At 71.7% G+C, this 23,764-nt stretch carries 21 protein-coding genes and 1 pseudogene; 10 read left to right on the forward strand and 12 right to left on the reverse strand.

Going from position 1 to position 23,764, the window contains the following annotated elements; translation table 11 throughout:
• Window positions 1-118: 118 nt before the first annotated feature.
• The 3 genes and pseudogenes from QWM81_RS24375 to QWM81_RS24385 form a co-directional block, all read right to left on the reverse strand.
• Window positions 119-316 (reverse strand): annotated as a pseudogene (locus QWM81_RS24375) (6-phospho-beta-glucosidase); the annotation flags it as partial.
• Between the two features lie 19 nt (window positions 317-335).
• A complete protein-coding gene (locus QWM81_RS24380; protein ID WP_290114478.1) occupies window positions 336-2,105 on the reverse strand; it encodes a hydroxysqualene dehydroxylase in 1,770 nt (589 codons plus the stop codon).
• Between the two features lie 119 nt (window positions 2,106-2,224).
• Window positions 2,225-2,731 carry an EF-hand domain-containing protein gene (locus tag QWM81_RS24385; protein ID WP_290114479.1) on the reverse strand — a complete coding sequence of 169 codons (507 nt, stop codon included), beginning with the start codon at window positions 2,729-2,731 and terminating at the stop codon, window positions 2,225-2,227.
• Window positions 2,732-2,890: 159 nt separating this feature from the next.
• Here QWM81_RS24385 and QWM81_RS24390 point away from each other — a divergent pair, with 159 nt between their 5' ends.
• Window positions 2,891-3,346: a YchJ family protein gene (locus QWM81_RS24390; protein WP_290114480.1), complete on the forward strand. Its 456-nt coding sequence runs from the start codon at window positions 2,891-2,893 to the stop codon at window positions 3,344-3,346.
• On the opposite strand, the gene QWM81_RS24395 is transcribed toward QWM81_RS24390, so the two are convergent.
• Window positions 3,343-3,603: a hypothetical protein gene (locus QWM81_RS24395; protein WP_290114481.1), complete on the reverse strand. Its 261-nt coding sequence runs from the start codon at window positions 3,601-3,603 to the stop codon at window positions 3,343-3,345. The genes QWM81_RS24390 and QWM81_RS24395 overlap by 4 nt on opposite strands.
• A gap of 217 nt (window positions 3,604-3,820) precedes the next feature.
• Complete coding sequence (locus QWM81_RS24400; RefSeq protein WP_290114482.1) at window positions 3,821-4,909, reverse strand: ATP-dependent DNA ligase; 1,089 nt, start codon at window positions 4,907-4,909, stop codon at window positions 3,821-3,823.
• Between the two features lie 94 nt (window positions 4,910-5,003).
• On the opposite strand from QWM81_RS24400, the gene ligD reads away from it, so the two are divergent.
• Window positions 5,004-6,014 carry a non-homologous end-joining DNA ligase gene (ligD, locus tag QWM81_RS24405; protein ID WP_290114483.1) on the forward strand — a complete coding sequence of 337 codons (1,011 nt, stop codon included), beginning with the start codon at window positions 5,004-5,006 and terminating at the stop codon, window positions 6,012-6,014.
• Window positions 6,015-6,045: 31 nt separating this feature from the next.
• On the opposite strand, the gene QWM81_RS24410 is transcribed toward ligD, so the two are convergent.
• Both QWM81_RS24410 and QWM81_RS24415 read right to left on the reverse strand, forming a co-directional pair.
• Window positions 6,046-8,199, reverse strand: coding sequence for an OmpL47-type beta-barrel domain-containing protein (locus tag QWM81_RS24410; protein ID WP_290114523.1), 2,154 nt, complete (start codon window positions 8,197-8,199; stop codon window positions 6,046-6,048).
• A gap of 47 nt (window positions 8,200-8,246) precedes the next feature.
• Window positions 8,247-10,730, reverse strand: coding sequence for a ThuA domain-containing protein (locus QWM81_RS24415; protein ID WP_290114484.1), 2,484 nt, complete (start codon window positions 10,728-10,730; stop codon window positions 8,247-8,249).
• Window positions 10,731-10,926: 196 nt separating this feature from the next.
• Between QWM81_RS24415 and QWM81_RS24420 the strand changes: the two genes are divergently transcribed.
• Both QWM81_RS24420 and QWM81_RS24425 read left to right on the forward strand, forming a co-directional pair.
• The gene (locus tag QWM81_RS24420; RefSeq protein WP_290114485.1) at window positions 10,927-11,904 is read left to right on the forward strand and encodes a multicopper oxidase domain-containing protein; all 978 of its coding nucleotides are present in this window, start codon (window positions 10,927-10,929) and stop codon (window positions 11,902-11,904) included.
• 258 nt (window positions 11,905-12,162) lie between these two features.
• Window positions 12,163-12,414 (forward strand): WhiB family transcriptional regulator, encoded by a 252-nt coding sequence (locus QWM81_RS24425; protein ID WP_290114486.1) that lies wholly within the window; start codon window positions 12,163-12,165, stop codon window positions 12,412-12,414.
• 217 nt (window positions 12,415-12,631) lie between these two features.
• Here the strand turns inward: QWM81_RS24425 and QWM81_RS24430 are convergent, their stop codons facing one another.
• The 4 genes from QWM81_RS24430 to ssgD all read right to left on the reverse strand — a co-directional run bounded on the left by QWM81_RS24430 (window position 12,632) and on the right by ssgD (window position 17,024).
• Complete coding sequence (locus QWM81_RS24430; protein WP_290114487.1) at window positions 12,632-13,606, reverse strand: acyl-ACP desaturase; 975 nt, start codon at window positions 13,604-13,606, stop codon at window positions 12,632-12,634.
• 117 nt (window positions 13,607-13,723) lie between these two features.
• Window positions 13,724-14,497: a dimethylargininase gene (ddaH, locus tag QWM81_RS24435; RefSeq protein WP_290114488.1), complete on the reverse strand. Its 774-nt coding sequence runs from the start codon at window positions 14,495-14,497 to the stop codon at window positions 13,724-13,726.
• A gap of 151 nt (window positions 14,498-14,648) precedes the next feature.
• Complete coding sequence (locus QWM81_RS24440; protein WP_290114489.1) at window positions 14,649-16,283, reverse strand: ABC-F family ATP-binding cassette domain-containing protein; 1,635 nt, start codon at window positions 16,281-16,283, stop codon at window positions 14,649-14,651.
• Window positions 16,284-16,607: 324 nt separating this feature from the next.
• Window positions 16,608-17,024 (reverse strand): spore wall synthesis regulator SsgD, encoded by a 417-nt coding sequence (gene ssgD, locus QWM81_RS24445; RefSeq protein ID WP_290114490.1) that lies wholly within the window; start codon window positions 17,022-17,024, stop codon window positions 16,608-16,610.
• Window positions 17,025-17,178: 154 nt separating this feature from the next.
• On the opposite strand from ssgD, the gene QWM81_RS24450 reads away from it, so the two are divergent.
• From QWM81_RS24450 to QWM81_RS24465, 4 genes are all read left to right on the forward strand, one after another.
• Window positions 17,179-18,270 carry a WD40/YVTN/BNR-like repeat-containing protein gene (locus QWM81_RS24450; protein WP_435372446.1) on the forward strand — a complete coding sequence of 364 codons (1,092 nt, stop codon included), beginning with the start codon at window positions 17,179-17,181 and terminating at the stop codon, window positions 18,268-18,270.
• 147 nt (window positions 18,271-18,417) lie between these two features.
• Window positions 18,418-18,849 carry a hypothetical protein gene (locus QWM81_RS24455; RefSeq protein WP_290114492.1) on the forward strand — a complete coding sequence of 144 codons (432 nt, stop codon included), beginning with the start codon at window positions 18,418-18,420 and terminating at the stop codon, window positions 18,847-18,849.
• Window positions 18,850-18,918: 69 nt separating this feature from the next.
• On the forward strand, window positions 18,919-19,608 hold the full coding sequence (locus tag QWM81_RS24460) for an endonuclease V (protein WP_290114493.1): 690 nt from the start codon (window positions 18,919-18,921) through the stop codon (window positions 19,606-19,608).
• Window positions 19,605-19,982 carry a VOC family protein gene (locus QWM81_RS24465; RefSeq protein ID WP_290114494.1) on the forward strand — a complete coding sequence of 126 codons (378 nt, stop codon included), beginning with the start codon at window positions 19,605-19,607 and terminating at the stop codon, window positions 19,980-19,982. Before QWM81_RS24460 ends, QWM81_RS24465 begins: the two co-directional genes overlap by 4 nt.
• 77 nt (window positions 19,983-20,059) lie before the next feature.
• Here the strand turns inward: QWM81_RS24465 and QWM81_RS24470 are convergent, their stop codons facing one another.
• Window positions 20,060-21,250 carry a saccharopine dehydrogenase family protein gene (locus QWM81_RS24470; protein WP_290114495.1) on the reverse strand — a complete coding sequence of 397 codons (1,191 nt, stop codon included), beginning with the start codon at window positions 21,248-21,250 and terminating at the stop codon, window positions 20,060-20,062.
• A 213-nt stretch (window positions 21,251-21,463) separates the two neighbouring features.
• Between QWM81_RS24470 and QWM81_RS24475 the strand changes: the two genes are divergently transcribed.
• Window positions 21,464-22,606 carry a CaiB/BaiF CoA transferase family protein gene (locus tag QWM81_RS24475; protein ID WP_290114496.1) on the forward strand — a complete coding sequence of 381 codons (1,143 nt, stop codon included), beginning with the start codon at window positions 21,464-21,466 and terminating at the stop codon, window positions 22,604-22,606.
• Window positions 22,603-23,763 carry an acyl-CoA dehydrogenase family protein gene (locus QWM81_RS24480; RefSeq protein ID WP_290114497.1) on the forward strand — a complete coding sequence of 387 codons (1,161 nt, stop codon included), beginning with the start codon at window positions 22,603-22,605 and terminating at the stop codon, window positions 23,761-23,763. The genes QWM81_RS24475 and QWM81_RS24480 overlap by 4 nt, the downstream gene beginning before the upstream one ends.
• The last annotated feature ends 1 nt before the right edge of the window (window position 23,764 follow it).

A 23,764-nucleotide genomic window follows, 5' to 3' on the forward strand; every position in this document is an offset into this window, starting at 1 on the left:
TCGACGAGGCGCTGCGCGGCGCCGACTTCGTGTTCTCGGCGATCCGCGTCGGCGGCCTCGCGGGCCGGGCGGCGGACGAGCGGGTGGCGCTCGCCGAGGGCGTGCTCGGCCAGGAGACGGTGGGCGCCGTCACCACCGGCGCGTCCGCCGCCCCCGCCGCCTGCTCGGCCAGCACCCTGCCGATCGCCCCGAGCCGCCCGGCGTCCACGTCGTGCAGCGTGACATGGGTGACCCGCCCCTCCGCACGGTCCGCGAGCAGCGCCCGGTACACCAGCGGTACGCGGAATCCGCCACCGCCCAGAATCGTCAGCCTCATGGCGGCAACGCTACTCGGATCACCCCACGTCGAGGGCGTTGCGCAGACCCAGCCGGTAGCGGGTGCGGTCGTGGCGCTTGAGGGCCTCCATCTCCGGGGCGCGGAACAGCGGCGTGACCGCGCAGCGGGGGGCGTTCGAACCCATGCGGTCCAGCAGGGCGTTGACGGCCTGGCGGGCGGCCGCGTTGGCGCCCTCCATGGTGGCCAGGTCGATGTCGACCGACACATAGTCGCCGGCCAGGAAGAAGTTGGGGATCTTCGTGCCGGCCGAGGGGCGCTGGTGGAAGGTGCCGACCGGGTGGATCAGCAGCTCGTCCTCGTTGGTGGGGTTCGGGGTGCCGAGGCCGGACACACCCGGGTCGAGGAACCACGAGTGCAGCGCGCTGTCCTTGAGCGCCGGGTGACCCGTGTCGTTGAGGGCCGCCTTGAGCTGGGCCCACACCTCACGCGCCACCTGCTCGCGGGTGCACTGCTTCGCCGTCTTCCCGTAAAGGATGCCCGGCTTGTCCCACTCCGAGATGTCCACGGACAGGCAGTCCACGGCCACCCCGTCCCCGTACAGGGCGGGGAAGTCGCGCTCCGGCCAGTGCTCGGCCTGGGCGATGGCGGTGAGCGACCAGGGCGAGTCGACGCAGTTCAGATGGCCGTGCACCAGCGGCGGCCGCTCCGTCAGATAGAACTGGATGCCCGTCATCCAGTCCGTCTGGAGCTTGTCGCACCGCGCCAGCTGCGGGTCGGCCGCGCGCAGCGCCGCGCCCCAGGTACGGCGGGCGTGCTCGACGGGCAGCGCGCAGACGTAGTGGTCGGCGGTGACGGTCCGGCGTACGCCGCCGGGGTCCTCGACCAGCGCGCCGGTGACCCTGCCGTCGCCGTACAGCACCTCACGCAGCGTCCAGCCGACGCGGAACTCCACGCCGAGGGACGTCAGGTGGTCCACCCACGGGTCGATCCACGCCTCGTTGGTGGGCGCGTTGAGGATCCGGTCGGGCGGGCCGTCCGCGCCGCGGCCGAGCGCGTTGAAGACGAACGCCTCGCCCAGTGTGCCGACCGTGCGGGTGCTGGCCTCCTCGGCCTTGGTGGCGACGATGTTGCGGGTGATGCCGACGGCCAGGAGGCGCTGGTAGTTCTCGGACATCTGCGCGGCCCGGGTGAAGTCCCACCACGGCGTGTGCTCCCACACCTCGTCGCGTCGCTCGTCGCAGCTGGTCAGGAACACCAGGGCGCGGTTGACGAAGTACGCGACCTCGTGGAGCGGGAGGCCCCCGACCGTTTCCAGCAGGGCCGTCAGGGCGCGGCCGATCTCGTCGAGGGTGAGCCGCTCCGGCCGGTGGCCGGGCCAGGGGATGGGCAGGCGGATGTCCTCGCGGCCGGTGCGGGCGAACATCATCTCGCGCGGGGCGACGAGGTTGTCGAAGACCCCGCGGGGGTTGCCCGGGAACGGGATGCGCCGCATCGTGTCCGGGAGGTTGTGGTAGATGCCGGGGATGAAGCGGAAGCCGTGCTCGCCCGGCAGCGGGCCGCGCCCGCCCTTCGCGCTGCCGGGTACGCCCATGCTGCGCGCCTTGCCGCCGAGCGCCCGCCGCTCGTAGACGTTCACCGCGAACCCGCGCTCGGCCAGCTCGTGCGCGGCGGTGAGCCCGGCGACGCCGCCCCCGAGCACGGCGACGGTGGGGCGGGGCGTTGCGGTGGCGGCCGTGGTCGTCATGGGGAGGGCGCTCACCCCGATGGCCCCGGTGACGGCGGCGGCGCCCGCCATGAAGGTGCGTCGCGTCCTGCCCGTACGGTCCATGAGCCCACCCCTTACCCGCGGTAACTGTCACGTCGGTCGCAGGAGCATAGGGCCGCCCCCGCCGTCCCCGGAACCACCATGAGCGCCCCTCCGCACAATGGCCGGATCGCTCCGGCGGGTCAGCTCGTGTAGAAGCGCTTGACGGCCTTCAGGAACTCCTGCGCGTCGAGCCGTCCGCTCGCGTCGGCGTCGAGCCGCGCGAAGAACTCACCGGCCTCCTCGGCGGACATGCCCAGGAAGTCGGCCGCGCGCAGGAACTCGTCCCGGTCGATCGAGCCGTCGTCGTCGGCGTCGAGCACCGCGAACAGCGTCCCGGACACATCCCCCCTGCCCTGGCGCTCGGGTGAGCGGAAGGCGGGGGAAGTGCGGGCGGCCGCGTACTCCTCCACGGACAGGATCCCGTCGTTGTCGGCGTCGCCGATCGAGAGCACGAAGTCCCACTGCTTCTCGTTGGCTTCCAGGAGGGCGCGGCCCTTCGGCGAATCCTCCGCGACGCCCAGTTCGGCCAGGAGCCTGCGCGGAGCCCGAAGGAAGTCGTTCCGGTCGACGGAGCCGTCCTCGTCCGCGTCCATGCGCTGGAACTCCTGGACGGCCGAGAGCCGGGCCTTGTTCGTCATGTCGGTCATGCTCCGAAAGCGTGCCATCCGCGGGACCGGCGGCCGGCGAGCCCGCGATCATTTCGCTCTGACGAGTGATGGCGTGCGATGCGGCGCGGGCCGGGGAGCCGCCGGCCCCCGCGGGGCCGGCCGGGCGGGCGAACGCCGCTTCGCGGCAGAATGGACGCCATGTCCCGACGCACCGCCCGCCGTACCGCCGGTCCGCGCCCCCGCCCCCGGCCGGCTCCTGCCCTCCAGGCCGACTCGCCCTGCCCCTGCGGGCTGGACGCCCGGTACGCGGCCTGCTGCGGACGCTTCCACTCCGGGCAGGCGGCCGCCCCCACCGCCGAGCTGCTGATGCGCTCGCGCTACAGCGCCTTCGTCGTCCGCGACGCGCCGTACCTGCTGCGCACCTGGGCACCCGCCACTCGCCCCCGGAGCGTCGACTTCGACCCGGACATGCGCTGGACCGGCCTGGAGATCCTCGGCACCAGCGACGGCACCCTGTTCCACACCACCGGCACGGTCACCTTCGTCGCCCGCTACACCCACCGGGGCGACCCCGGTGAACTCCGCGAACACAGCCGGTTCGAGAGGTCCGGGGGCGCCTGGGTGTACGTGGCCGGCACCTTCACCGACGGCTAGCGCCAGGCCCCGCCCGGCCGCAGGAGCAGGCCCGGGTTGTACGCGCCGAGCACCTTGTTCGCCCGGGCCAGCACCGCCAGGGCGTGCTCCCGGTCCGCCTGGTCCTCCGGGCACAGGGGCGCCCGGAACCGGCGCACCTCACGCGCCGCGCACTCGGCGTCGAGCTCCGCCTGGAGGATGCCGAGCGGCATGCACGACCCGATGAGGGCGGCGACCCGATCGGGGATCGGGACGGGGACGAGGGGCGACGCGGTCACGTGGAGTCCTTCGCTGCTGTGCGCTGCTTGTGGCAGCAGTCCGTTTGCTGTGCTCCCTCCATGGGTACAGCATCAGGTTCGCGATTTCCCCAAGGGTTTGTATCTGTGCTGCAACCGTTTGCCCAGAGGCCGTTGTTTTTACCGATGGCCCGTACGACGACAAGGGACCCGTTCCTCAACCCCGGGGGCGGGCCGACGAGGGCGCGCGGGCGACGGGTCAGCGCCCCGCACCGCCACTGCCGCTGCCGCTTGACAGCACCTCGGCCAGGTCGTACGAGACGGGCTCCTCCAGCTGCTCGTAGCCGCAGCTCTCCGGCGTGCGGTCCGGGCGCCACCTGCGGAACTGGGCCGTGTGCCGGAACCGGTTGCCCTCCATGTGGTCGTACCCCACCTCGCACACCCGCTCGGGCCGCAGGGGCACCCACGACAGGTCCTTCTTGCCGGACCAGCGGCTCGGCGCGCCGGGCAGCCGGGCGGTCTCGTGGGCGGCCTCGTCCGCCCAGGCCGCCCAGGGGTGGCCATCGGGGGAGTCCATGCGGAGCGGCTCCAGCTCGTCGACCAGCTCCGCGCGCCGCCTGTCGGAGAACGCGGCGCAGACCCCGACGTGCTGGAGGGCGCCCTGCTCGTCGTACAGGCCGAGCAGCAGCGAACCGACGACCGGGCCCGTCTTGTGGAAACGGTATCCGGCCACGACGACATCGGCGGTCCGCTCGTGCTTGATCTTGTACATCAGCCGGGCGTCGGGCCGGTAGGCCAGGTCCAGGGGCTTGGCGATCACCCCGTCGAGCCCCGCGCCCTCGTACTGCTCGAACCAGTGCCGCGCCACCTCGATGTCGGTGGTGGACGGCGCCAGGTGGACCGGGGCGCCGACGCCCTCCAGGGCCTGGGCCAGCTTCGCCCGGCGCTCGGTCAGCGGGGTGTTCATCAGCGACTCGTCGCCGAGCGCCAGCAGGTCGAAGGCGATGAAACTGGCGGGCGTCTTCTCGGCGAGCATCTTCACCCGGGAGGCCGCCGGATGGATGCGCTCGGTGAGCTTGTCGAAGTCCAGGCGCCCCTCGTGGGCGATCACGATCTCGCCGTCGACGACACAGCGCTCGGGCAGGCGTTCCAGCAGGGCGGTGGCCAGCTCAGGGAAGTACCGGGTCAGCGGCTTGCCGGTGCGGCTGCCGATCACCAGCTCGGGTCCGTCCCGGTGGACGATGGCACGGAAGCCGTCCCACTTGGCCTCGTAGTGCATGCCCGGCGGGATCTTCTTCACGGACTTGGCCAGCATCGGCTTCACGGGCGGCATCACCGGCAGATCCATGGCTCGATTCTGCCCGAGAAGCACCAGGTGTGCCCGGTTGTGTTCCTCTGAGTCCGATATGCGTGCTTCATTCGCGCGTCCTACTGTGGCGCGTATGGGAAACGCGGTGGAGCTGGAGGCCGGCGGGCGGACCGTACGCCTGTCCAACCCGGACAAGATCTACTTCCCGGAGCGCGGCTTCACGAAGCTGGACGTGGCACGGTACTTCCTCGCCGTGGGGGAGGGCATCACCCGCGCCCTGCGCGACCGGCCCACCACCCTCGAACGCTTCGTCGACGGCGTGGAGGGCGAGTCCTTCTTCCAGAAACGCGCCCCCAAGAACCTGCCCGACTGGATCCCCACCGCCCACATCACCTTCCCCAGCGGCCGCTTCGCCGACGAGATCCGGCCCACCGAGATCGCCACCGTCATCTGGGCGGCCAACCTCGGCACGCTGACCTTCCACCCCTGGCCGGTACGCGGTGACCGCACCGACCACCCCGACGAACTGCGCATCGACCTCGACCCGCAGCCGGGCACCGGTTTCCCCGAGGCCGTGCGTGCCGCCCACGAGCTGCGCGGCCTGCTGGAGGAGTACGGCCTGCGCGGCTGGCCCAAGACCTCCGGGGGCCGGGGCGTGCACGTCTTCGTCCCGATCGAACCGCGCTGGGAGTTCACCGGCGTCCGCCGCGCGGCCATCGCGCTCGGCCGGGAACTGGAGCGGCGTATGCCGGGGCGGGTGACCACCGCCTGGTGGAAGGAGGAGCGGGGCGAGAAGATCTTCTTCGACTACAACCAGACCGCCAGGGACCGCACCATCGCCTCCGCCTACTCGATCCGCCCCAAGCCGCACGCCCCCGTGTCCGCGCCGCTGCGCTGGGAAGAGCTCGACGACGTCGACCCCCGCGACTTCGACCTGGCCACCATGCCCGTCCGCTACGCCGACCACGGCGACGTCCACGCCGACCTGGACGACCACGCCTTCTCCCTGGACAGCGTGCTGGAGCTGGCCGCCCGCGACGAACGCGACCACGGCCTGGCCGACCTGCCGTACCCGCCGGACTACCCCAAGATGCCGGGGGAGCCCAAGCGGGTACAGCCGAGCCGCGCCAAGAAGGCGGACTAGGACCTGAGGAAGGCGGACCAGGGCCTGCCGGTCACAGCTCCTTGATCCGGATGTCGCGGTAGGAGATCACATCCGTCGTGCCGTGCACCTGGAGCCCGACGTAGCCGGTGGCGTACCGCCGGCCGTCCGTGCCCGGGTCACCGTCACGCGGAGGGGAGAACTCCTGGCCGCCGTTGTTGTCGAACTCGTTGATCAGCACGCCGTTGCGGAAGACCGAGTAGTGCTGGCCCACCACCCGGATCTCGTAGTCGTTCCAGGTGCCCTTCGGGGTGACGCCCGCGCCACCCAGACCCACCCGGTCGAACCCGTAGATCGAGCCGGTCTTGTACATGTCGCCGTCCGGCCGGTCCAGTACCTGCACCTCGTGCCCGAACGTGATGGCCACCCACTCCGGCCGTGGCTCCTCCGGGTGGTCATGGACGTTGGGGAAGCGGACGAAGACACCGGAGTTGGCGTTCCCGGAGCCCGGCGCGTCGTCCCGCCACTGGAGCTTCAGCGAGAAGTCCCCGTACTGCCGCTGCGGGAACCACAGCATGCCCATGCCCGGAACCGTGGTGCTGCTGGTCATCGAGCCGTCGCCGTTCAGCGCGAACCTGCCGCCGCCCACGTGCTGCCACATGGCGAAGGTCTCCGCCGAGCCGTCGAACAGGGTGCGGTACCCGGATGTCCGGCCGGGCTTTCCTATGCCGGACTCCCTGGCAGCGCGGTAGATCACCTTGTGCTCGCGGGCGTCGATCACACCGTCGGCCAGCAGCTTGTCCAGGACCGCGTCCACGTGCTTGAGGAACAGCGCGTGCGACGACCAGTCCTTCTCGTCCTCGATCAGCTCATTGATGGTGCACCGGCCGCTGGTCATCCGGTTCGGCACGCCGGTGTCGACCGTGCCCACGATGACGGTGAGCCGCTCGTCGTACTCGGGGCAGTTGGGTGCCGGCACGCCACCGCCCTCCGCGACGCTGAAGCTGACCCGCTGCGCCGCCGAGGTGTTGCCCGCCTTGTCGGTGGCCCGGTGCAGCACGGTGTGGTAGCCCACCCGGTCCACGACGACCGGCGCCGTGTACGCGAGGTACGGTCCGCCGTCGAGGGAGAACTCGACCTTCTCCACGCCCGAGCCGGCGTCGGTCGCCGTGAGTGTCACCGTGGCGCTGCCGACGTACGCGCCGTCCGCGTTCTTGCTCCCGGTCACCATGGCCGTCGTCTCGGGCGGGGCCGTGTCGTCCGTGGGCGGTACGACCACCGTGAACCGCACGGACTTCTCCGCGGCCACGTTTCCGGCCCGGTCCGTGGCCCGGTAGCGGACCGTGTGGGTGCCGGTCTCGTGGACCATCACCGGGGCGGTGTACGCCTGCCAGGCGCCGTCCGCCCCGCGGGCGTACTCGATGGTGTTGACGCCCGAGCCGGTGTCGGACGCGGTGACGGTGACCGTCGCCATGTCCAGGTACTGGCCCTGCTCGTTCGTCTCACCACTGACCGTCGCCGAGGTCTCGGGCGGGGCCGTGTCGTCGGTCGGCGGGGCGACGACGGTGAAGTCGACGGCCTTCTCGGCGGAGGTGTTGCCCGCCTTGTCGGTGGCCCGGTAGCGGACCGTGTGGGTGCCGGCCTCGTGGACCATCACCGGGGCGGTGTACGCCTGCCAGGCGCCGTCCGCCCCCCGCGCGTACTCGATCCGCTGCACGCCCGACCCCGAGTCGGTCGCCGAGACGGTGACGTTCGCGTGGCCGATGTACGCGCCATCGGCGTTCCGCTCGCCCTCGACCTTCGCCGACGTCTCGGGTGCGGTGGTGTCCTCGCCGCCGCCCGCCTCGGTGACGGTGAGGATGCCCTGCATCGAGCCGTGGCCGGGGATCGTGCAGAAGAAGCGGTACCGGCCGGGGGCCAGCGTCACCTGGGCGGTGTGCTTGCCGCCCCGGTCGTCAGTGGGGCTGGCCAGGATGTTCAGCGGGACGTCGTTGTTGTACTCCGGGTCCGAGACGTCGAACGTGAGCGTGTGCGGCATCCCGGTGGTGTTGCCGGTGGCCGCGCTGTTCTCGAAGACGATCGTCGTCGGCCCCGCCACCGCGGTGGTGGGGAAGGTCAGATAGCGGTCGATGGGGTCACCGGCGGTCCAGGTGAGCACCTGTTCCGCAGCGGCCGCCCCGTTGTCGGGCCGCCCGTGCGCCGCGGTCGACGTCAGTCCCAGGACCATCAGCAGCGACCCGAGCAGGGCCGTCCACAGCCGCAGGGATCGGTGCCTCACTGTGCTGCCGCCTTCCTCGCCAGGCCATCGGCGGCGGGCGTCGCCTCGCCACCCCGGTACGTCACGCGCCACAGCGCGGACGTGGAGTGGGAGGTGAAGAAACCGCGCCCGTAGTCCAGGACGTACAGCGAACCGTCCGGCGCGAACTTCCAGTCCATCAGGTTGCGGATGCCGTCCGCCCCGACCGGGACGATCTTCTTCAGCGACTCGGCGTGCACGGGCAGACCTCCCTTGCCGACCGTCCTCGGGTCGGTCAACACCGCGTGCCGCGGCTGGTCACCGTCGTAGAAGTCACCGACGAACCACTTGCCGTCCCAGTACGAGGGCCACTTGACCGTGCTCGTGCTCGTCGCGTCGTACCGGTACACCGGGCCGTTCATCGTGGCCTGGCCACCGCCCTTGAGCCACGGCAGGAGCAGCTTCTGCTCCTCCGTGCGGTAGCTGGGGACGCCGTTGGCGTCGCGCGGATAGTCCACGCCACCGCCCTGCGGCGAGTACCAGATGGTGTTGGGCGTGACGGGCGGCAGGTTCACCAGGCCGTCGTTGTGGGGGGACTCGTTCTTCGGCCTGGCGCAGTCGTACCAGCCGAGCGGCTTGCTCGGGTCGGGCAGATTGCGGTCCCGGTACGGCTGGTTGTTGCCCATGCAGTAGGGCCAGCCGTGGTTGCCGGCCTTGGTGATCGCGGCGAACGTGTCGTACTTGGCCGGGCCCCATGTGGTGGACGGGGCACCGGCGTCGGGTCCGACCCACCCCGCGTACAGGATGTCGGTCTGCTGGTCGACGAAGATCCGGGCCGGGTTGCGCACGCCCATCACATAGATCTCGCCGCGCGTCTTGCCGCCGCCCTCGTCCGGTTCCTTGCCGGTGAAGAGATTGCCCCCCGGAATCGTGTACGTCCCGTCGTCCTCCGGGTGGATACGCAGGATCTTGCCGTTGAGGTTGTTGGTGTTGCCCGAGGTGCGGCGCGCGTCGGCGAACGAGACGCCCTTGAAGTGCGGCTCCGGATTGTTTCCCGCATAGCCCCCGCTGAAGCCGCTGGAGTTGTTGTCACCGGTGGCGATGTACAGGTTCTCCTGGGAGTCCCAGGCCATGCCGCCGCCCGCGTGGCAGCAACTGTGGATCTGCACCGGCCACTTCAGCAGGACCTTCTCGCTCGCCAGGTCCAGCTTGTCGGTGGCGAGGTCGAGGGTGAAGCGGGAGACGTACCGCTCCGCCATATGGGTGTCGCGGTTGATCCTGGAGTGCGGCGTGTAGTGCAGGTACACCCAGCCGTTGGACAGAAAGTCCGGGTCCAGTTCGATGCCGAGAAGCCCCTCCTCGTTCTTGGTGAGCTCACCGCCGCCGCCCTTGTTGCCGAACACGGTCAGCTCGCCCGCCAGCTGCACCTTCCCGGTCTTCGGGTCGTAGACGTGGATCTCGCCCTTGCCCTTGCCGATGCCGGGGTCGTCCCAGTCGGTGACCACGGGCAGGGAGGAGTCGGCGCCGCCGCGCCCGATGTACAGGATGCGGCCGTCCGGGGCCGCGACCAGACCGTGCGGTTCGCCGATCTGGTCGTTCCGGCCCGGCTGGTTGGGCCGGGTGACCCGCTCGGCGGTGTAGTGGGCGTTGATGGTGGCCTTGCAGTCGGCGCGGGCCAGCCGGGTCGTCCACATCAGGGCGCCGCGCAGATGGTCGCGGAAGTCGGTCTCGGCGAACGACTCGGCCGTACCGCCCATGCCGGTGTAGAAGGACCGGCCGCCGTCGTAGTCACGGCACCAGGAGACCGGGTGGTCCCAGCCGTTGGCGCTCGTGCCCGGCCGGTACGTGCTCTCCTTGACGCGGGCCACCGTGTGCACGCGGCCCGATGGGTTGACCGTCCAGTTGAGCCACTTGTCCGGCCGCTTCCAGTTGAGCGGCAGCTGCCTGGTCGCGGGGTGCTGACGGTCGCCCACCTCGACGGTCGCGCGCTGGACGGTGGTCGGGCCGCCCGGCGCGGGGCGGGCGCCGACCAGGCCGGTGAACCAGTCCGAGTACGGTTCGGTGCGCGCCGCGTCATGGATGCCGAGGAAGCCGCCGCCGGCCTCCATATAGGCCTCCAGGCCCGCTTCCTGCTCAGGGTCGAGCACATCGCCGCCGCCGGTGAGGAACACGATCGCGTTGTAGCGCCCGAGCTTGCGGGCGTTGGTGAAGACGGAGGCGTCGTCCGTGGCCTCGGTGGCGAACTGCTGGGCCGCCGGGCCCGATTGGCCGATCGTCTCGATGGCCGCGATACCCGCGTTGACGGTCGGCGACTCGGCGGTGGCCGAGGCGTGGAAGACCAGCACCCGCACATGGGCGCCGCCGGGCGGCGACGGGATGGACAACGTTGTCCGCGGCTCGCCCGGCTGGGGCTCGGCGGTGGCCGCCGTACCGCCGAGCAGGGACGCGGCCATGGTGACGGCGGCGAGCGCCGCGGCCGCCCCTCGGCGGGATCTTGACCGGTGATGTGGTGCACGGTGCATGTGTTCACCCACCCCTCTGTGGTCACAGCAAACGACGACGAAGCTAGACCTCTTTCCGTGACACGCCAATAGCTTGACACCAATCACGCGAACTTTGTCCTGGCTGTGGATAAACCTCGCTTCCCCCGGTTACGGTGTGGCCGTTCCCGGGGGCACCTCGCCCCGTCAGCCTCCGCACCGCACTGGGGAGTTCGGCATGGACAGACGGAGCTTCAATCGGCGCCTGCTGACCGGGGGAGCGGTTGCCGCGACCGGCGTGACATCGTTGTCCCTCGCTTCCGCGCCCGACGCGGTATCGGCCGAGACACCACCGCCGACCGCCCCGGCGGGCGGTCAGGTACGTCATCTCAAGCTGTACGCCGAGAAGCTGGCGGACGGTCAGATGGGCTATGGGCTGCGGAAGGGCAAGGCCACCATCCCCGGGCCGCTGATCGAACTGAACGAGGGGGACACGCTCCACATCGAGTTCGAGAACACCATGGACGTCCCGGCCAGCCTGCACGTCCACGGCGTCGACTACGACGTGGCGAGCGACGGCACGAAACTCAACCGCAGCCACGTGGAGCCCGGCGGCACCCGCACCTACACCTGGCGCACCCACGCCCCCGGCCGCCGCAAGGACGGCACCTGGCGGGCCGGCAGCGCGGGCTACTGGCACTACCACGACCACGTCGTGGGCACCGATCACGGCACGGGCGGCATCCGCAAGGGCCTGTACGGGCCGGTCGTCGTGCGGCGCAAGGGCGACATCCTGCCCGACAAGCAGTTCACGATCGTCTTCAACGACATGACGATCAACAACAAGCCCGGCCACCAGAGCCCCAACTTCCAGGCGACGGTGGGGGAGCGCGTCGAGATCATCTCGATCACGCACGGCGAGTTCTACCACACCTTCCACATCCACGGTCACCGCTGGGCGGACAACCGCACGGGCATGCTCACCGGCCCCGACGACCCGAGCCGTATCGTCGACAACAAGATCACCGGCCCCGCCGACTCCTTCGGCTTCCAGGTCATCGCGGGCGAACACGTGGGCGCCGGGGCCTGGATGTACCACTGCCATGTGCAGAGCCACTCGGACATGGGCATGGCCGGCCTCTTCCTGGTCGCCAAACCGGACGGCACGATCCCCGGCTACGAACCGCACCACCCGACGACACCGACCGCCCACTGACCCCGCGCCTGGTCCGCCCGACCGCCATACGGGGCGCACCACCCCCGGCGCATCCTGTCTCCGGTGTCCCACAGCCGGCCCGCCGAGCGGGGCGGCCGGGTCCCGGGCACTCGGCCGGGTTCCGGACACTCCGGTCGAACGCCTTGCCGATCACCTGTCGGCGGCCCATGCTTGACCGGAGCGAGCCCCGCGTCGCCCGCCCCGGTCGTTGATCGTTCATTGACGACCCGTTTATCGGGGCGAGGCAGCGTGTCCGGTATGCCGATCAACCGCACCACTGCGACCGCCCACGAACTGTCCTGGCGGGAGAACGCCCTGTGCGCCCAGACGGGCCCGGACTTCTTCTTCCCCGACCCGGGCTCCTCCACCCGCGAGGCCAAACGCCTCTGTGCCGCCTGTGACGGCCGGGAAGCCTGCCTGGAGTACGCCCTCAGCCACGACGAACGCTTCGGCGTCTGGGGCGGCCTCTCGGAGAAGGAGCGGTACCGCCTCCGGCGCGAGGGCCGTTGAGTCACGGAGCCGGTACGCGGCTCCGGTGCGAGGGCCATCGAGTCACGGAGCCGGTACGCGCGGCCGCGGAAACGCCGCCCCCGCTCTGGGCGGCGCGGCCCGCGCTCACGACCCGGGCGTGCGGGGTGAGGCGGGCGCGCCGGCCACCACGGTGTTGCTCAAGGACCACCGGCCGGCCGCGTGGTGTTACGGCGGCCGGGCGGGTTCCCGGCTGGGGTCAGCGGGCCTCGCGCGCCAGCAGTCGGGCCTTGCGCGCCGCGAGCTTCTCGTCGAACTTGCTCGCCTCCGAGTCCAGCCCGTCCATGTACAGGCCCAGCTCCTCCTGCGCCTTCAGGCCCTCCGGGCCCAGCCCGTCGATCTCCAGGACCTTCAGGAAGCGCAGCACGGGCTGCAGTACGTCGTCGTGGTGGATGCGCAGGTTGTAGATCTCGCCGATCGCCATCTGCGCCGCCGCCCGCTCGAAGCCGGGCATGCCGTGTCCGGGCATCCGGAAGTTGACGACCACGTCCCGCACCGCCTGCATGGTGAGGTCGGGGGCGAGCTCGAAGGCCGCGCCCAGCAGGTTCCGGTAGAAGACCATGTGGAGGTTCTCGTCGGTGGCGATGCGCGCCAGCATCCGGTCGCAGACCGGGTCACCCGACTGGTGGCCGGTGTTGCGGTGGGAGATGCGCGTCGCGAGCTCCTGGAAGGCGACGTACGCGACCGAGTGCAGCATCGAGTGCCGGTTGTCCGACTCGAAGCCCTCGCTCATGTGCGCCATCCGGAACTGCTCCAGCTTGTCCGGGTCCACCGCGCGCGAGGCGAGCAGGTAGTCACGCATCACGATGCCGTGCCGGCCCTCCTCGGCGGTCCAGCGGTGGACCCAGGTGCCCCAGGCGCCGTCGCGCCCGAACAGGGTGGCGATCTCATGGTGGTAGCTCGGCAGGTTGTCCTCGGTCAGCAGGTTGACGACCAGCGCGATCCTGCCGATGTCGGTGACCTTGGACTGCTGGGGATCCCAGGCCTCGCCGTCCTCGAAGAAGCCGGGGAAATTGCGGCCGTCCGACCACGGGACGTACTCGTGGGGCATCCAGTCCTTGACGACCTTCAGATGGCGGTTGAGCTCCTTCTCGACCACCTCTTCCAGTGCGTACAGCAGCCGGGCGTCGGTCCACGCGTCCGAACTGCCGAGGTGGGGAGAGGTGAGGGTCATGCGTGTGCTCCTGGGGACGGGAGAATTACTTACGGCTTCGTAGGTTACGAGACCGTAGGTTAAGGGTCCCGTAAGCCTTAGCCAAGCCCGGGTCCGGGGATGGACGGTTACGTTCCGTTATGCGTGGAGGTCACGGAGGCGAACAGAGAGGCAGGTCACGCAGCCTTCGAGCTTTTCGAACTCGCCGATGTTGACCGGGACGGGCGAGTACCCGAGGTCCGTGAACAGCTCCGCCGACCTCGGCGCGCTCGCCGCCATCAGCAGCTTCCCGCCGCCCAGCAGCACCACATGCGCCCCCTGCTCCTCGGGGACCGGCAGGAACCGCGGGAACAGCGACGGCCGGTCGACCAGCGGCTCGCAGCCGATCACCGTGCCGTCCGGAAGCGCCGTCACCGCCGACTTCAGGTGCAGCACCCTGCTGACCGGCACGGCGACCACCCGCGCGCCCAGCGGCTCGAAGGCGGCCCGCAACTGCCGCACGCCCGCCGCGTTGGTCCGGCCGCCCCGCCCCACGTACACGGTGTCGCCGATCTTGAGGACATCGCCGCCGTCGAGGGTGCCCGGCTCCCGGATCCGGTTCACCGAGCAGCCGAGCCGCGCCACGCTCTCCTCGACCGCCGCCGTCTCCGGGCGGCGCGAGGGGGCGCCGGAACGGGCGATCAGCGCCACGTTCCGGAACATCACCACCGTGTCCTCGACGAAGACCCCGTCCGGGCAGTCGTCGGCCGGATCGACCTCCACGGTCTCCCAGTCGTGCTCGCGCAGCGCCCCGACGTACCCCTCCCACTGCTCCAGCGCCCGCCCGGGGTCGACGGGCGTGCGCTCGACATGCGTGACCAGGCCCTCCGCGAGGCGCGGGCTCGGGCGGCGGACCAGGGCTGTTCTGGGCACGGAAGCCTCCAGCCTCCAAAGGGAACGGACGCTCGCCGTCCCCTACCCCGTACGCCACGAGCTACGCGGGGTACGAGCCCCAGGGCGCCCGCCCAGCCGCTCCCCAGCCCCCCCGCCCAGCCTCCCGTCCAGGCGCCCGCCCAGGCGTCCTCTAGACGTCCGCCGCCGTCACCTCCTGCGCCGTCGTCGGGCGCAGTTCGCCGTCCAGCCGCAGCCACCTCGTGATGCCGATCGACTCCAGGAACGGCACATCGTGGCTCGCCACGATCAGCGCGCCCTCGTACGCCTCCAGTGCCGCCGTCAGCTTCCGTACGCTCGCCATGTCCAGGTTGTTCGTCGGCTCGTCCAGCATCAGCAGCTGGGGGGCCGGCTCGGCGAGGAGCAGGGCGGCGAGTGTCGCCCGGAAGCGCTCCCCGCCCGAGAGCGTCCCGGCCGGCTGGTCCGCCCGCGCGCCCCGGAACAGGAAGCGCGCCAGCCGGGCGCGGATCTGATTGTTCGTCGCCTCGGGCGCGAGCCGGGCGACGTTCTCCACCACGCTCAGGCGGTCGTCGAGGACGTCGAGCCGCTGCGGCAGGAAGCGCAGCGGGACGTGCGCCACCGCCTCGCCCGCCACCGGCTCCAGCTCACCGGCGATGGTGCGCAGCAGCGTCGTCTTGCCCGCGCCGTTCCGCCCGACGAGCGCGACACGCTCCGGGCCGCGCAGCTCCAGCTCGCCGCCGGCCCGCGCCCCGTGGCGCAGCTCAAGGTCGCGCAGCAGGAGCACGTCCCGGCCCGGCGGGACCGCGGTGTACGGCAGCTCGATACGGACCTCGTCGTCGTCCCGTACCGCCTCGACCGCCTCGTCGAGCCGCTCCTTGGCCTCGGCGAGCTTCTGGGCGTGCAGGACGCGGTGTTTGCCGGCCGACTCCTGGGCCGCCCGCTTCCGCGCGCCCATCACGATCTTCGGCTCCCGTTTGTCGTCAAACATCTTCTGCCCGTAGCGCTTGCGCCGCGCCAGTTTGACGTGTGCGTCCGCCAGTTCGCGCTTCTGGCGCTGTACGTCGGCCTCGGCGACCCGCACCATGCGTTCGGCCGCCTCCTGTTCGGCCGCGAGGGCCTCCTCGTACGCCGAGTAGGCGCCGCCGTACCACGTCACCTCCCCGTCGCGCAGATCGGCGATCCGGTCGACCAGCTCCAGCAGTTGGCGGTCGTGACTCACCACGACGAGCACGCCGGACCAGGCCTCGACGGCCGCGTACAGGCGGCGGCGCGCGTACAGGTCGAGGTTGTTGGTCGGCTCGTCGAGCAGCAGCACATCGGGCTCGGCCAGCAGGAGGGCCGCGAGGCGCAGCAGCACGCACTCGCCGCCCGACACCTCGCCGATGGTGCGGTCCAGGCCGATGTGGCCGAGCCCGAGCTGATCGAGCGTGGCGCGGGCGCGCTCCTCCACGTCCCAGTCGTCCCCGATGGCGGTGAAGTGCTCCTCGCTCGCGTCACCCGCCTCCAGGGCGCGCAGCGCACTGCGCGCGGCGGCGATACCGAGGGCCTGGTCGACGCGGAGAGCGGTGTCGAGCGTGGCGTTCTGCGGCAGGTAGCCGACCTCGCCCGCCGTGCGGACGGTGCCCTCCGTCGGGGTCAGCGCACCCGCGATCAGCTTGAGCAGGGTCGACTTGCCGGAGCCGTTGAGGCCGATGAGGCCGGTCCTGCCGGGTCCGATCGTGAGGTGGAAACCATCGAGTACGTCGGTGCCGTCCGGCCAGGAGAAGGAGAGGTCGGTGCAGGTGATGTACGGGGGAAAGGCAGACATACGGGTCTCCCGGTTGCGTGAGAAAGAAAAGGGGGCAACGGGTGAGACACCGGGACGGCTCGCGGGCCGAGGTCGCACACAACTGCGCGCACAGCGCTGCGGAACGCGGCTGTGCGACACGGTGTCTCGAGACCTCAGACGAGCAACGTCCTACTCCGTTCGACGACGACAAGAGCCGGGAACGACGCTACGGGCGGACCGCTCGGACGGGCAACGGAATTATGGGCGGGTGCGGGTGCGGGTGCGGGTGCGGGAACGGGTGCGGGAGCGGGCGCGAGAAGCGGGTGCCGGCTGACGCCCTGCTCAGTCCGGTGCGGTCGCCGGTCAGCAGGCGTCCCGCAGCAGGTCCGTCAGGTCCCGGTCCAGGTCCAGGAACTGGTGCTCGCACCCGGCCGGTACCAGGGCCTCGGCGCGGGTGAGGAAACGGCGCACGTCCGAGGTCCGGACGTGGACCATGGCGACGCCCTCGGGGGCGTGGAACTCCATGACCGTCCGGTCATGGCCGAAGGGCCGTACGCGCACGTCGCCGACCCCGGCCGGCTCGTCGACGCCCGTGGCGAGCAGCTCCCGCGAGAACGCCCAGGCAACCTCGACGCCCTCCAAGGTCGCGGGGGCCGGGAAGGTGATCTGTACGGCGAAGGGGTCGTCGCGGTCGTAGCGCAATGTCGCGGGCACGGTCTCCATGTGGGGCGCTGACGCGACCAGGCGGGCCTGCACGGCCTGCTCGATGACGGTGGACAAGGCCTTGCTCCCTCACACGCGGCTGCGGCGCTCTTACACCCGGAAGGACGACGAATTCCGCCGAGGCGTGCATTGGCCGGAAGCGTGAGCTGTGTCACTCGGGCGCCCTGGACGCCGGTGGCGGGGTGGGCTAGGTTCCCGCGCCATGGCGTCCATGGGGAAGACGAGACGAGCGCTGTCGGCGGGGCTCTGCGGGGCGGCGCTGGCGACCGCGCCGGCCGCCCCCGCTCATGCCGCCCCCGCTCAGGCGGCCACGGCCACCACGGCCACGGCGGGAGCCGTCTGGGCGGTGAAGCCGACCGGGACGGAGGTACGGCTGCGGGGCCTGGCGGCCGTCAGCCGCTCCACCGCCTGGGTGGCCGGCTCCCAGGGCACCGTGCTGTTGACGTCGGACGGGGGCCGCGGCTGGCGGAACGTATCCCCTCCCGGCGCCGGCGAGCTGGAGTTCCGCGACATCGAGGCGTTCGACCGGCGCCGCGCGGTGGTGCTGGCGATCGGCGAGGGCGAAGCGTCCAGGATCCTCCGTACCGATGACGGCGGCGCGACCTGGACCGAGTCGTTCCGCAACACCGACCCCCGGGCCTTCTACGACTGCGTGACCTTCTTCGACCGCCGCCACGGGCTCGCCATGAGCGATCCGGTCGACGGCAGGTTCCGGATCCTGTCCACCGCGGACGGCGGCGAGAGCTGGAAGGTGCTGCCGACCGCCGGGATGCCTGCCGCACTGCCCGGCGAGGCCGGCTTCGCGGCCAGTGGCCAGTGCCTGGTCAGCTCGGGGCCCAGGGACGTCTGGCTGGCCACGGGGGGCGGCGCCACCGCGCGCGTGCTGCACTCCTCGGACCGGGGCCTGAACTGGACGGCGGCCGATTCCACGGTCCCGGCCGGGGACCCCGCGCGGGGCGTCTTCGCCCTCGCGTTCCGCGACCGCGCGCACGGCCTCGCCGTGGGCGGCGACTACCGGACGGGCCGGCCGTCACCACGGGCGGCGGCCGTCAGCCGGGACGGCGGGCGCACCTGGCGGCAGGCGCGGACCCCGCCGCCCGCCTACCGCTCGGGCGTGGCCTGGCTGCCGCACAGCCGGTCCGCCGCGCTCGCGGTCGGCCCGGGCGGAACGGACCTGACGGCGGACGGCGGGCGCACCTGGCGGACGGTCGACACCGGCTCGTACGACACGGTCGACTGCGCGTCCGGCTCCGGCTGCTGGGCCTCGGGCGAGAAGGGCCGGGTGGCCCGGCTGGAGCCCTGACCTGACGTCAGCGCGTCGGTCGCGGCACGAGGGGACTGTGGCACGGATGCGCGCTTGCGGAGTCCATGATTCCTGGTGCGCGATGGTGCCGTCCGGTCTTACTGTGGGCGCGCCTTGACCCCTCATCACCGTCCGAAAAGGGAGACCATGCAGCGCCGACTCCTGAAGACCACGCTGGCCGCCGCGGGCGCCGCCCTCGCCGTCGTCCTCACGCCCTTCACGGCCCAGGCCGCCTCCTACAGTGGCGGAAACTACGGTGCCTACGCGTATGAGGGCTCCTACCCGACGATTTCCGGCTGCTCGGGCACCTTCGCGCAGAAGCACGCGGCCTCCGCCTCGGGCATCACGCTCAAGTACTTCTACTCGTCCCGGTGCGGCTCCTTCGCCCGGATCGAGAACGCGCCGCAGGGCTGCGTCGCGGTCGCCCAGCGCGCCGACGGTGGTGGCTGGGTCTCCGAGAGCGTCGACCCGGGCATCAACTACGCCTACACGAAGATCGCCAACAACCTCAACGGCCGCCTGTCCCGCGCGATCCTGTCCTGCAACGGCCACGACCTGGCGTGGACCCCCTGGTACTGATCCGCACCCGGCGGTACACCGGCGCCCGCGGTCCGGCTGTCACTGTGGCGATCTAGGCTGAGCGTCACTATGACGATCATCGAAACGCCCGCCGGCTGGCCGGCGAACGAGGCCGAGGCGCTGGCCGTCCAGGACGAGCTGCGCGGCCGCGTCGTCCTGGACGAGCCGGGTCCCGCGCCCGGCACGGGCCTGGTCACCGGCGTGGACGTGGCCTACGACGACGCCCGCGACCTCGTCGCCGCCGCGGCCGTCGTCCTCGACGCCCGTACGCTCACGGTCGTCGAGGAGGCCACCGCGGTCGGCCGGGTCTCCTTCCCGTACGTCCCCGGACTCCTCGCCTTCCGCGAGATACCGGCCGTGCTGGCCGCGCTCGGCGCACTGGGCGAGGCGCCCGGACTGGTGGTCTGCGACGGCTACGGCCAGGCCCACCCGCGCCGCTTCGGGCTCGCCAGCCACCTCGGCGTCCTCACCGGCCTGCCGGTCATCGGCGTCGCCAAGAACCCCTTCACGTTCACCTTTGAGGAGCCGGCCGAGGAGCGCGGCGCGTCCAGCCCGCTGCTCGCGGACGGCGAGGAGGTCGGCCGCGCGCTGCGTACCCGGACGGCCGTCAAGCCGGTCTTCGTCTCGACGGGCCACCGCGTCACCCTGGACAACGCCTGCGCCCACACGCTGCACCTGACGCCCCGCTACCGCGTTCCGGAGACCACCCGGCACGCCGACGCCCTGTGCCGGCGCGCGCTGAAGGAGGCGATGGCATGATCGGCCGGCTCCAGTGCACGGTTCTGGACTGCCCTGACGTCCTGGAACTGGCCCGCTTCTACCAGGGCCTGCTGGGCGGGGAGGTGAACCGCCCCGACCCCCGCTGGAGCGTCGACTCCGCGTGGGCGACCCTCCACCTGGGCGACGGCCACGTGCTGTGCTTCCAGCGGGCCGACCCGTACCGGCCGCCGGCGTGGCCCGACCCCGCACGGCCCCAGCAGTTCCACCTGGACGTCGGCGTGCCCGACCTGGCGCGGGCGCGGGAGCAGGTCCTCGCGCTCGGGGCCGAGCCGCTCGACGACGGCGACCCGGCCCGCGGCTGGCACGTCTACGCCGACCCGGCCGGGCACCCTTTCTGCCTCGTACGCCAGTGACCGGTACGGCAGTGAGCGCTACGCCACTGACCGGTACGCCCGCTGACCGGCTGACGTACGACCGCCCGAGCGGCGCGTCAGCGCGAGTCGGCGATCCGGAACCGGATCCCCGCCCGCGTCAGCCGTTCCAGGAGCGCGTCGCCCATCGCGACGGCCGTGGTGACCTGCCCGGCCGTCTTCGGCAGCGGGTCGAAGGCCACGCACAGGGCCGACTCGGCGAGGATCTTCGCCGTCTCGTCATAGCCCGGGTCACCGCCCGACACCTCCGTGAACACCCGCCGCCCGCCGCCCTCGCCGACGAACCGCACCGAGAACCAGCTGCGCGCGCGGCGCTCGGCGTCGGGCCCGCGCCCCGGCTCGTAACGCTCCATCAGCCACCGCCGCACCGCGGGCACCTGAGCCAGTGCGACACCCGCGCCGGCGGCCGCCGCGCCGCCGAGCGCCATCGGCAGGGTGCGGACGGCCGCGTACTGGCGGTAGCGGAAGTCCGGGCCGTACTGGGGCAGGGCCGCCGCCGAGCGCCGCACGATCCGCGCGTCCAGCGTGGGCAGCGGCAGGGCCCACGCCCCCGTCTCCCGGCTGAAGCGCGGCGCCCCGAGCGGCGCCCGCGCCCGCCGCCCCACGAGCCGGGGCTCATGCAGCCGCCGCTCCTGGGCCGCCCGCACCATCTGCCGCCCGCGCCCCATCGCGGTAAGGGCCGAGGCGAACGTACCGCCGGAGAAGAAGGCGTTCGAGCGCACGAACCCGTCGATGCGCAGCGGCACGTCCCTGGGCAGCTGCCGCACCGTGAAGTACACGCCCAGGTCGTGCGGGACCGAGTCGAAGCCACACGCGTGCACGATCCGCGCCCCCGTCTCGCGGGCCCGCGCGTCATGGCGTACGTACATCAGGTCCGCGAACTCGGGCTCGCCGCACAGGTCCAGATAGTCCGTCCCGGCCTCGGCGCAGGCGGCCACCAGCGGCTCGCCGTACCAGGTGTACGGCCCCACGGTGGTCGCCACGACCCGGGCCGACTCGGCGAGTTCCCGCATCGCCTCCGGGTCGGCGGCGTCGGCGGGCAGCAGCGGCAGCCCGGCGCAGCGCGGCTCGACGGCGGCCAGCCGCTCGCGCAGCCGCTCCAGCTTGTCCAGGCTGCGCCCGGCCAGTGCCCAGCGGCAGGTGGCGGGGGCGTGCGCGGCGAGGTACCGGGCGGTCAGCTCCCCGACGAAGCCGGTCGCCCCGAAGAGCACCATGTCGTATGCCCGGTCTGTGCCGTCCCGTCTGTCCATCCAGCCCTCCGCCGTCCCATGAGTCCCGTGCGTGCCCGTGCGTGCACTGCGTAGCGCGCTGTTGTCGGAGGCAGAGGCTAGCGTGCGAGGTGAGGACGGATCTTCCGGGTCGGCTTCCACGCGCTCGCTTGTCCACAGGCCTTGTGCGGAGTGGAACGCGTTCTTAGCATCAGTGCTGTTACAGCAGTTGTGTCACATCATGTTGGGGGTTCGATGGCAGCGACAGGCAACGGCCCGCTCGCCGGGGTGCGGGTGGTCGAGCTGGCGGGCATCGGCCCCGGCCCGTTCGCCGCCATGCTCCTGGCCGATCTGGGCGCCGATGTCGTACGGGTGGACCGGCCCGGCGGCGCGGGGCTCGCGATCGACCCGGCGCATGACCTCACCAACCGCAACAAACGCTCCGTGCTCATCGACCTCAAGGCGGACGGGGGCGCCGCACGGGTCCTGGACCTGGCCGGGCGCGCCGACATCCTCATCGAGGGATACCGGCCGGGCGTCGCCGAACGGCTCGGGGTGGGACCGGAGCCGTGTCTCGGCCGCAACCCGAAGCTGGTCTACGGGCGGATGACCGGCTGGGGACAGCAGGGGCCACTCGCACAGCGCGCCGGGCACGACATCGCGTACATCGCCATCACCGGCACCCTCTCCATGATCGGCAAAGCGGAGGAGCCACCGACCGTGCCCGCCAACCTCCTCGGCGACTACGCGGGCGGCTCGCTCTATCTCGTCGCCGGCGTTCTCGCGGCGCTCCACCACGCGCGCGGGGAGGGCGGCAGCGGCCAGATCGTGGACGCCGCCATCACGGACGGAGCGGCACACCTGGCCACGATGATCCACGGCATGATGGCCGCCGGCGGCTGGCAGGACCGGCGCGGCGCCAACCTCCTGGACGGCGGCTGCCCCTTCTACGGCACCTACGAGACGGCCGATGGCCAGTACATGGCGGTGGGCGCGCTGGAACAGCGGTTCTACGACGAGTTCACCGAGCTTCTGGGCATCGCGGACCACGCCCCGGCCCGCAAGGACTTCGACCGCTGGGGCGAACTGCGCGCCGCCGTCGCCGCACGCTTCAGGACCAGGACCCGGGCCGAATGGACGGCCGTCTTCGAGGGCTCCGACGCGTGCGTGGCGCCCGTCCTGTCGCTGCGGGAGGCACCCGGCCACCCGCACCTCGCGGCCCGCGGCACCTTCACCGACCACGGCGGGATCACCCAGCCCGCCCCCGCGCCCCGCTTCTCCGCCACGCCCGGCGCCGTGACCCGGCCGCCCGCCCGGCCGGGAGCCCACACCGACGAGGTCGCCCGCGACTGGGACGTACCGAGCATCCGTACCGACGACACCAGGGGGACCGGGTGAAGCGCCGCATCTACAGCGCCGAGCACGAGGCGTTCCGCGAGACCGTCCGCACCTTCCTCGCCAAGGAGGTCCTCCCGCACTACGAGCAGTGGGAGAAGGACGGCATCGTCTCGCGCGACGCCTGGCGCGCGGCCGGCCGGCAGGGGCTGCTCGGCATCGCCGTCCCCGAGGAGTACGGAGGCGGCGGCGACCCCGACTTCCGCTACAGCGCCGTCCTCGCCGAGGAATTCACCCGGGCCGGCACCCCGGGCTTCGCGCTCGGCCTGCACAACGACATCATCGGCCCCTACCTGACCGGGCTGGCGACGGACGAGCAGAAGCGGCGCTGGCTGCCCGGCTTCTGCACCGGCGAGACCATCACCGCCATCGCCATGACGGAGCCGGGCGCCGGCTCCGACCTCCAGGGTATCCGCACCACCGCCGAGGACAGGGGCGACCACTGGCTCCTCAACGGGTCCAAGACCTTCATCTCCAACGGCATCCTCGCCGACCTGGTCATCGTCGTCGCGAAGACCACCCCCGAGGGCGGCGCCCACGGCCTGTCCCTCCTGGTGGTCGAGCGCGGTATGCGGGGCTTCGAACGGGGCCGCAACCTCGACAAGATCGGCCAGAAGTCCCAGGACACCGCCGAGCTGTTCTTCCACGACGTACGCGTCCCCAAGGAGAACCTGCTCGGTGAGCCGAACGGTGCCTTCATCCACCTGATGACCAACCTCGCGCAGGAGCGCATGGCCATCGCGGTCGCCGCCATCGCCGCCGCCGAGCACCTGCTGGAGATCACCACGGTGTACGTCAAGGAGCGCGAGGCGTTCGGGCGGCCGCTCGCCAGGCTCCAGCACATCCGCTTCGAGATCGCGGAGATGGCCACCGAGTGCGCCGTCACGCGCGCGTTCCTGGACCGCTGCATCACCGACCACGCCGACGGGGAACTGGACGCGGTCCACGCCTCGATGGCGAAGTGGTGGGCCACCGAGCTCCAGAAGCGGGTCGCCGACCGCTGCCTGCAACTGCACGGCGGCTACGGCTACATGGCCGAATATCCGGTGGCCAGGGCCTTCACCGACGGCCGGATCCAGACCATATACGGCGGTACGACCGAAATCATGAAGGAAATCATCGGCCGTTCCCTGCTCGACCAACCCTCCCGAAAGGCCTGAC

Origin of the sequence: Streptomyces ficellus, from assembly GCF_030406405.1 — a bacterium.
Classification (GTDB): Bacteria; Actinomycetota; Actinomycetes; order Streptomycetales; family Streptomycetaceae; genus Streptomyces; species Streptomyces ficellus_B.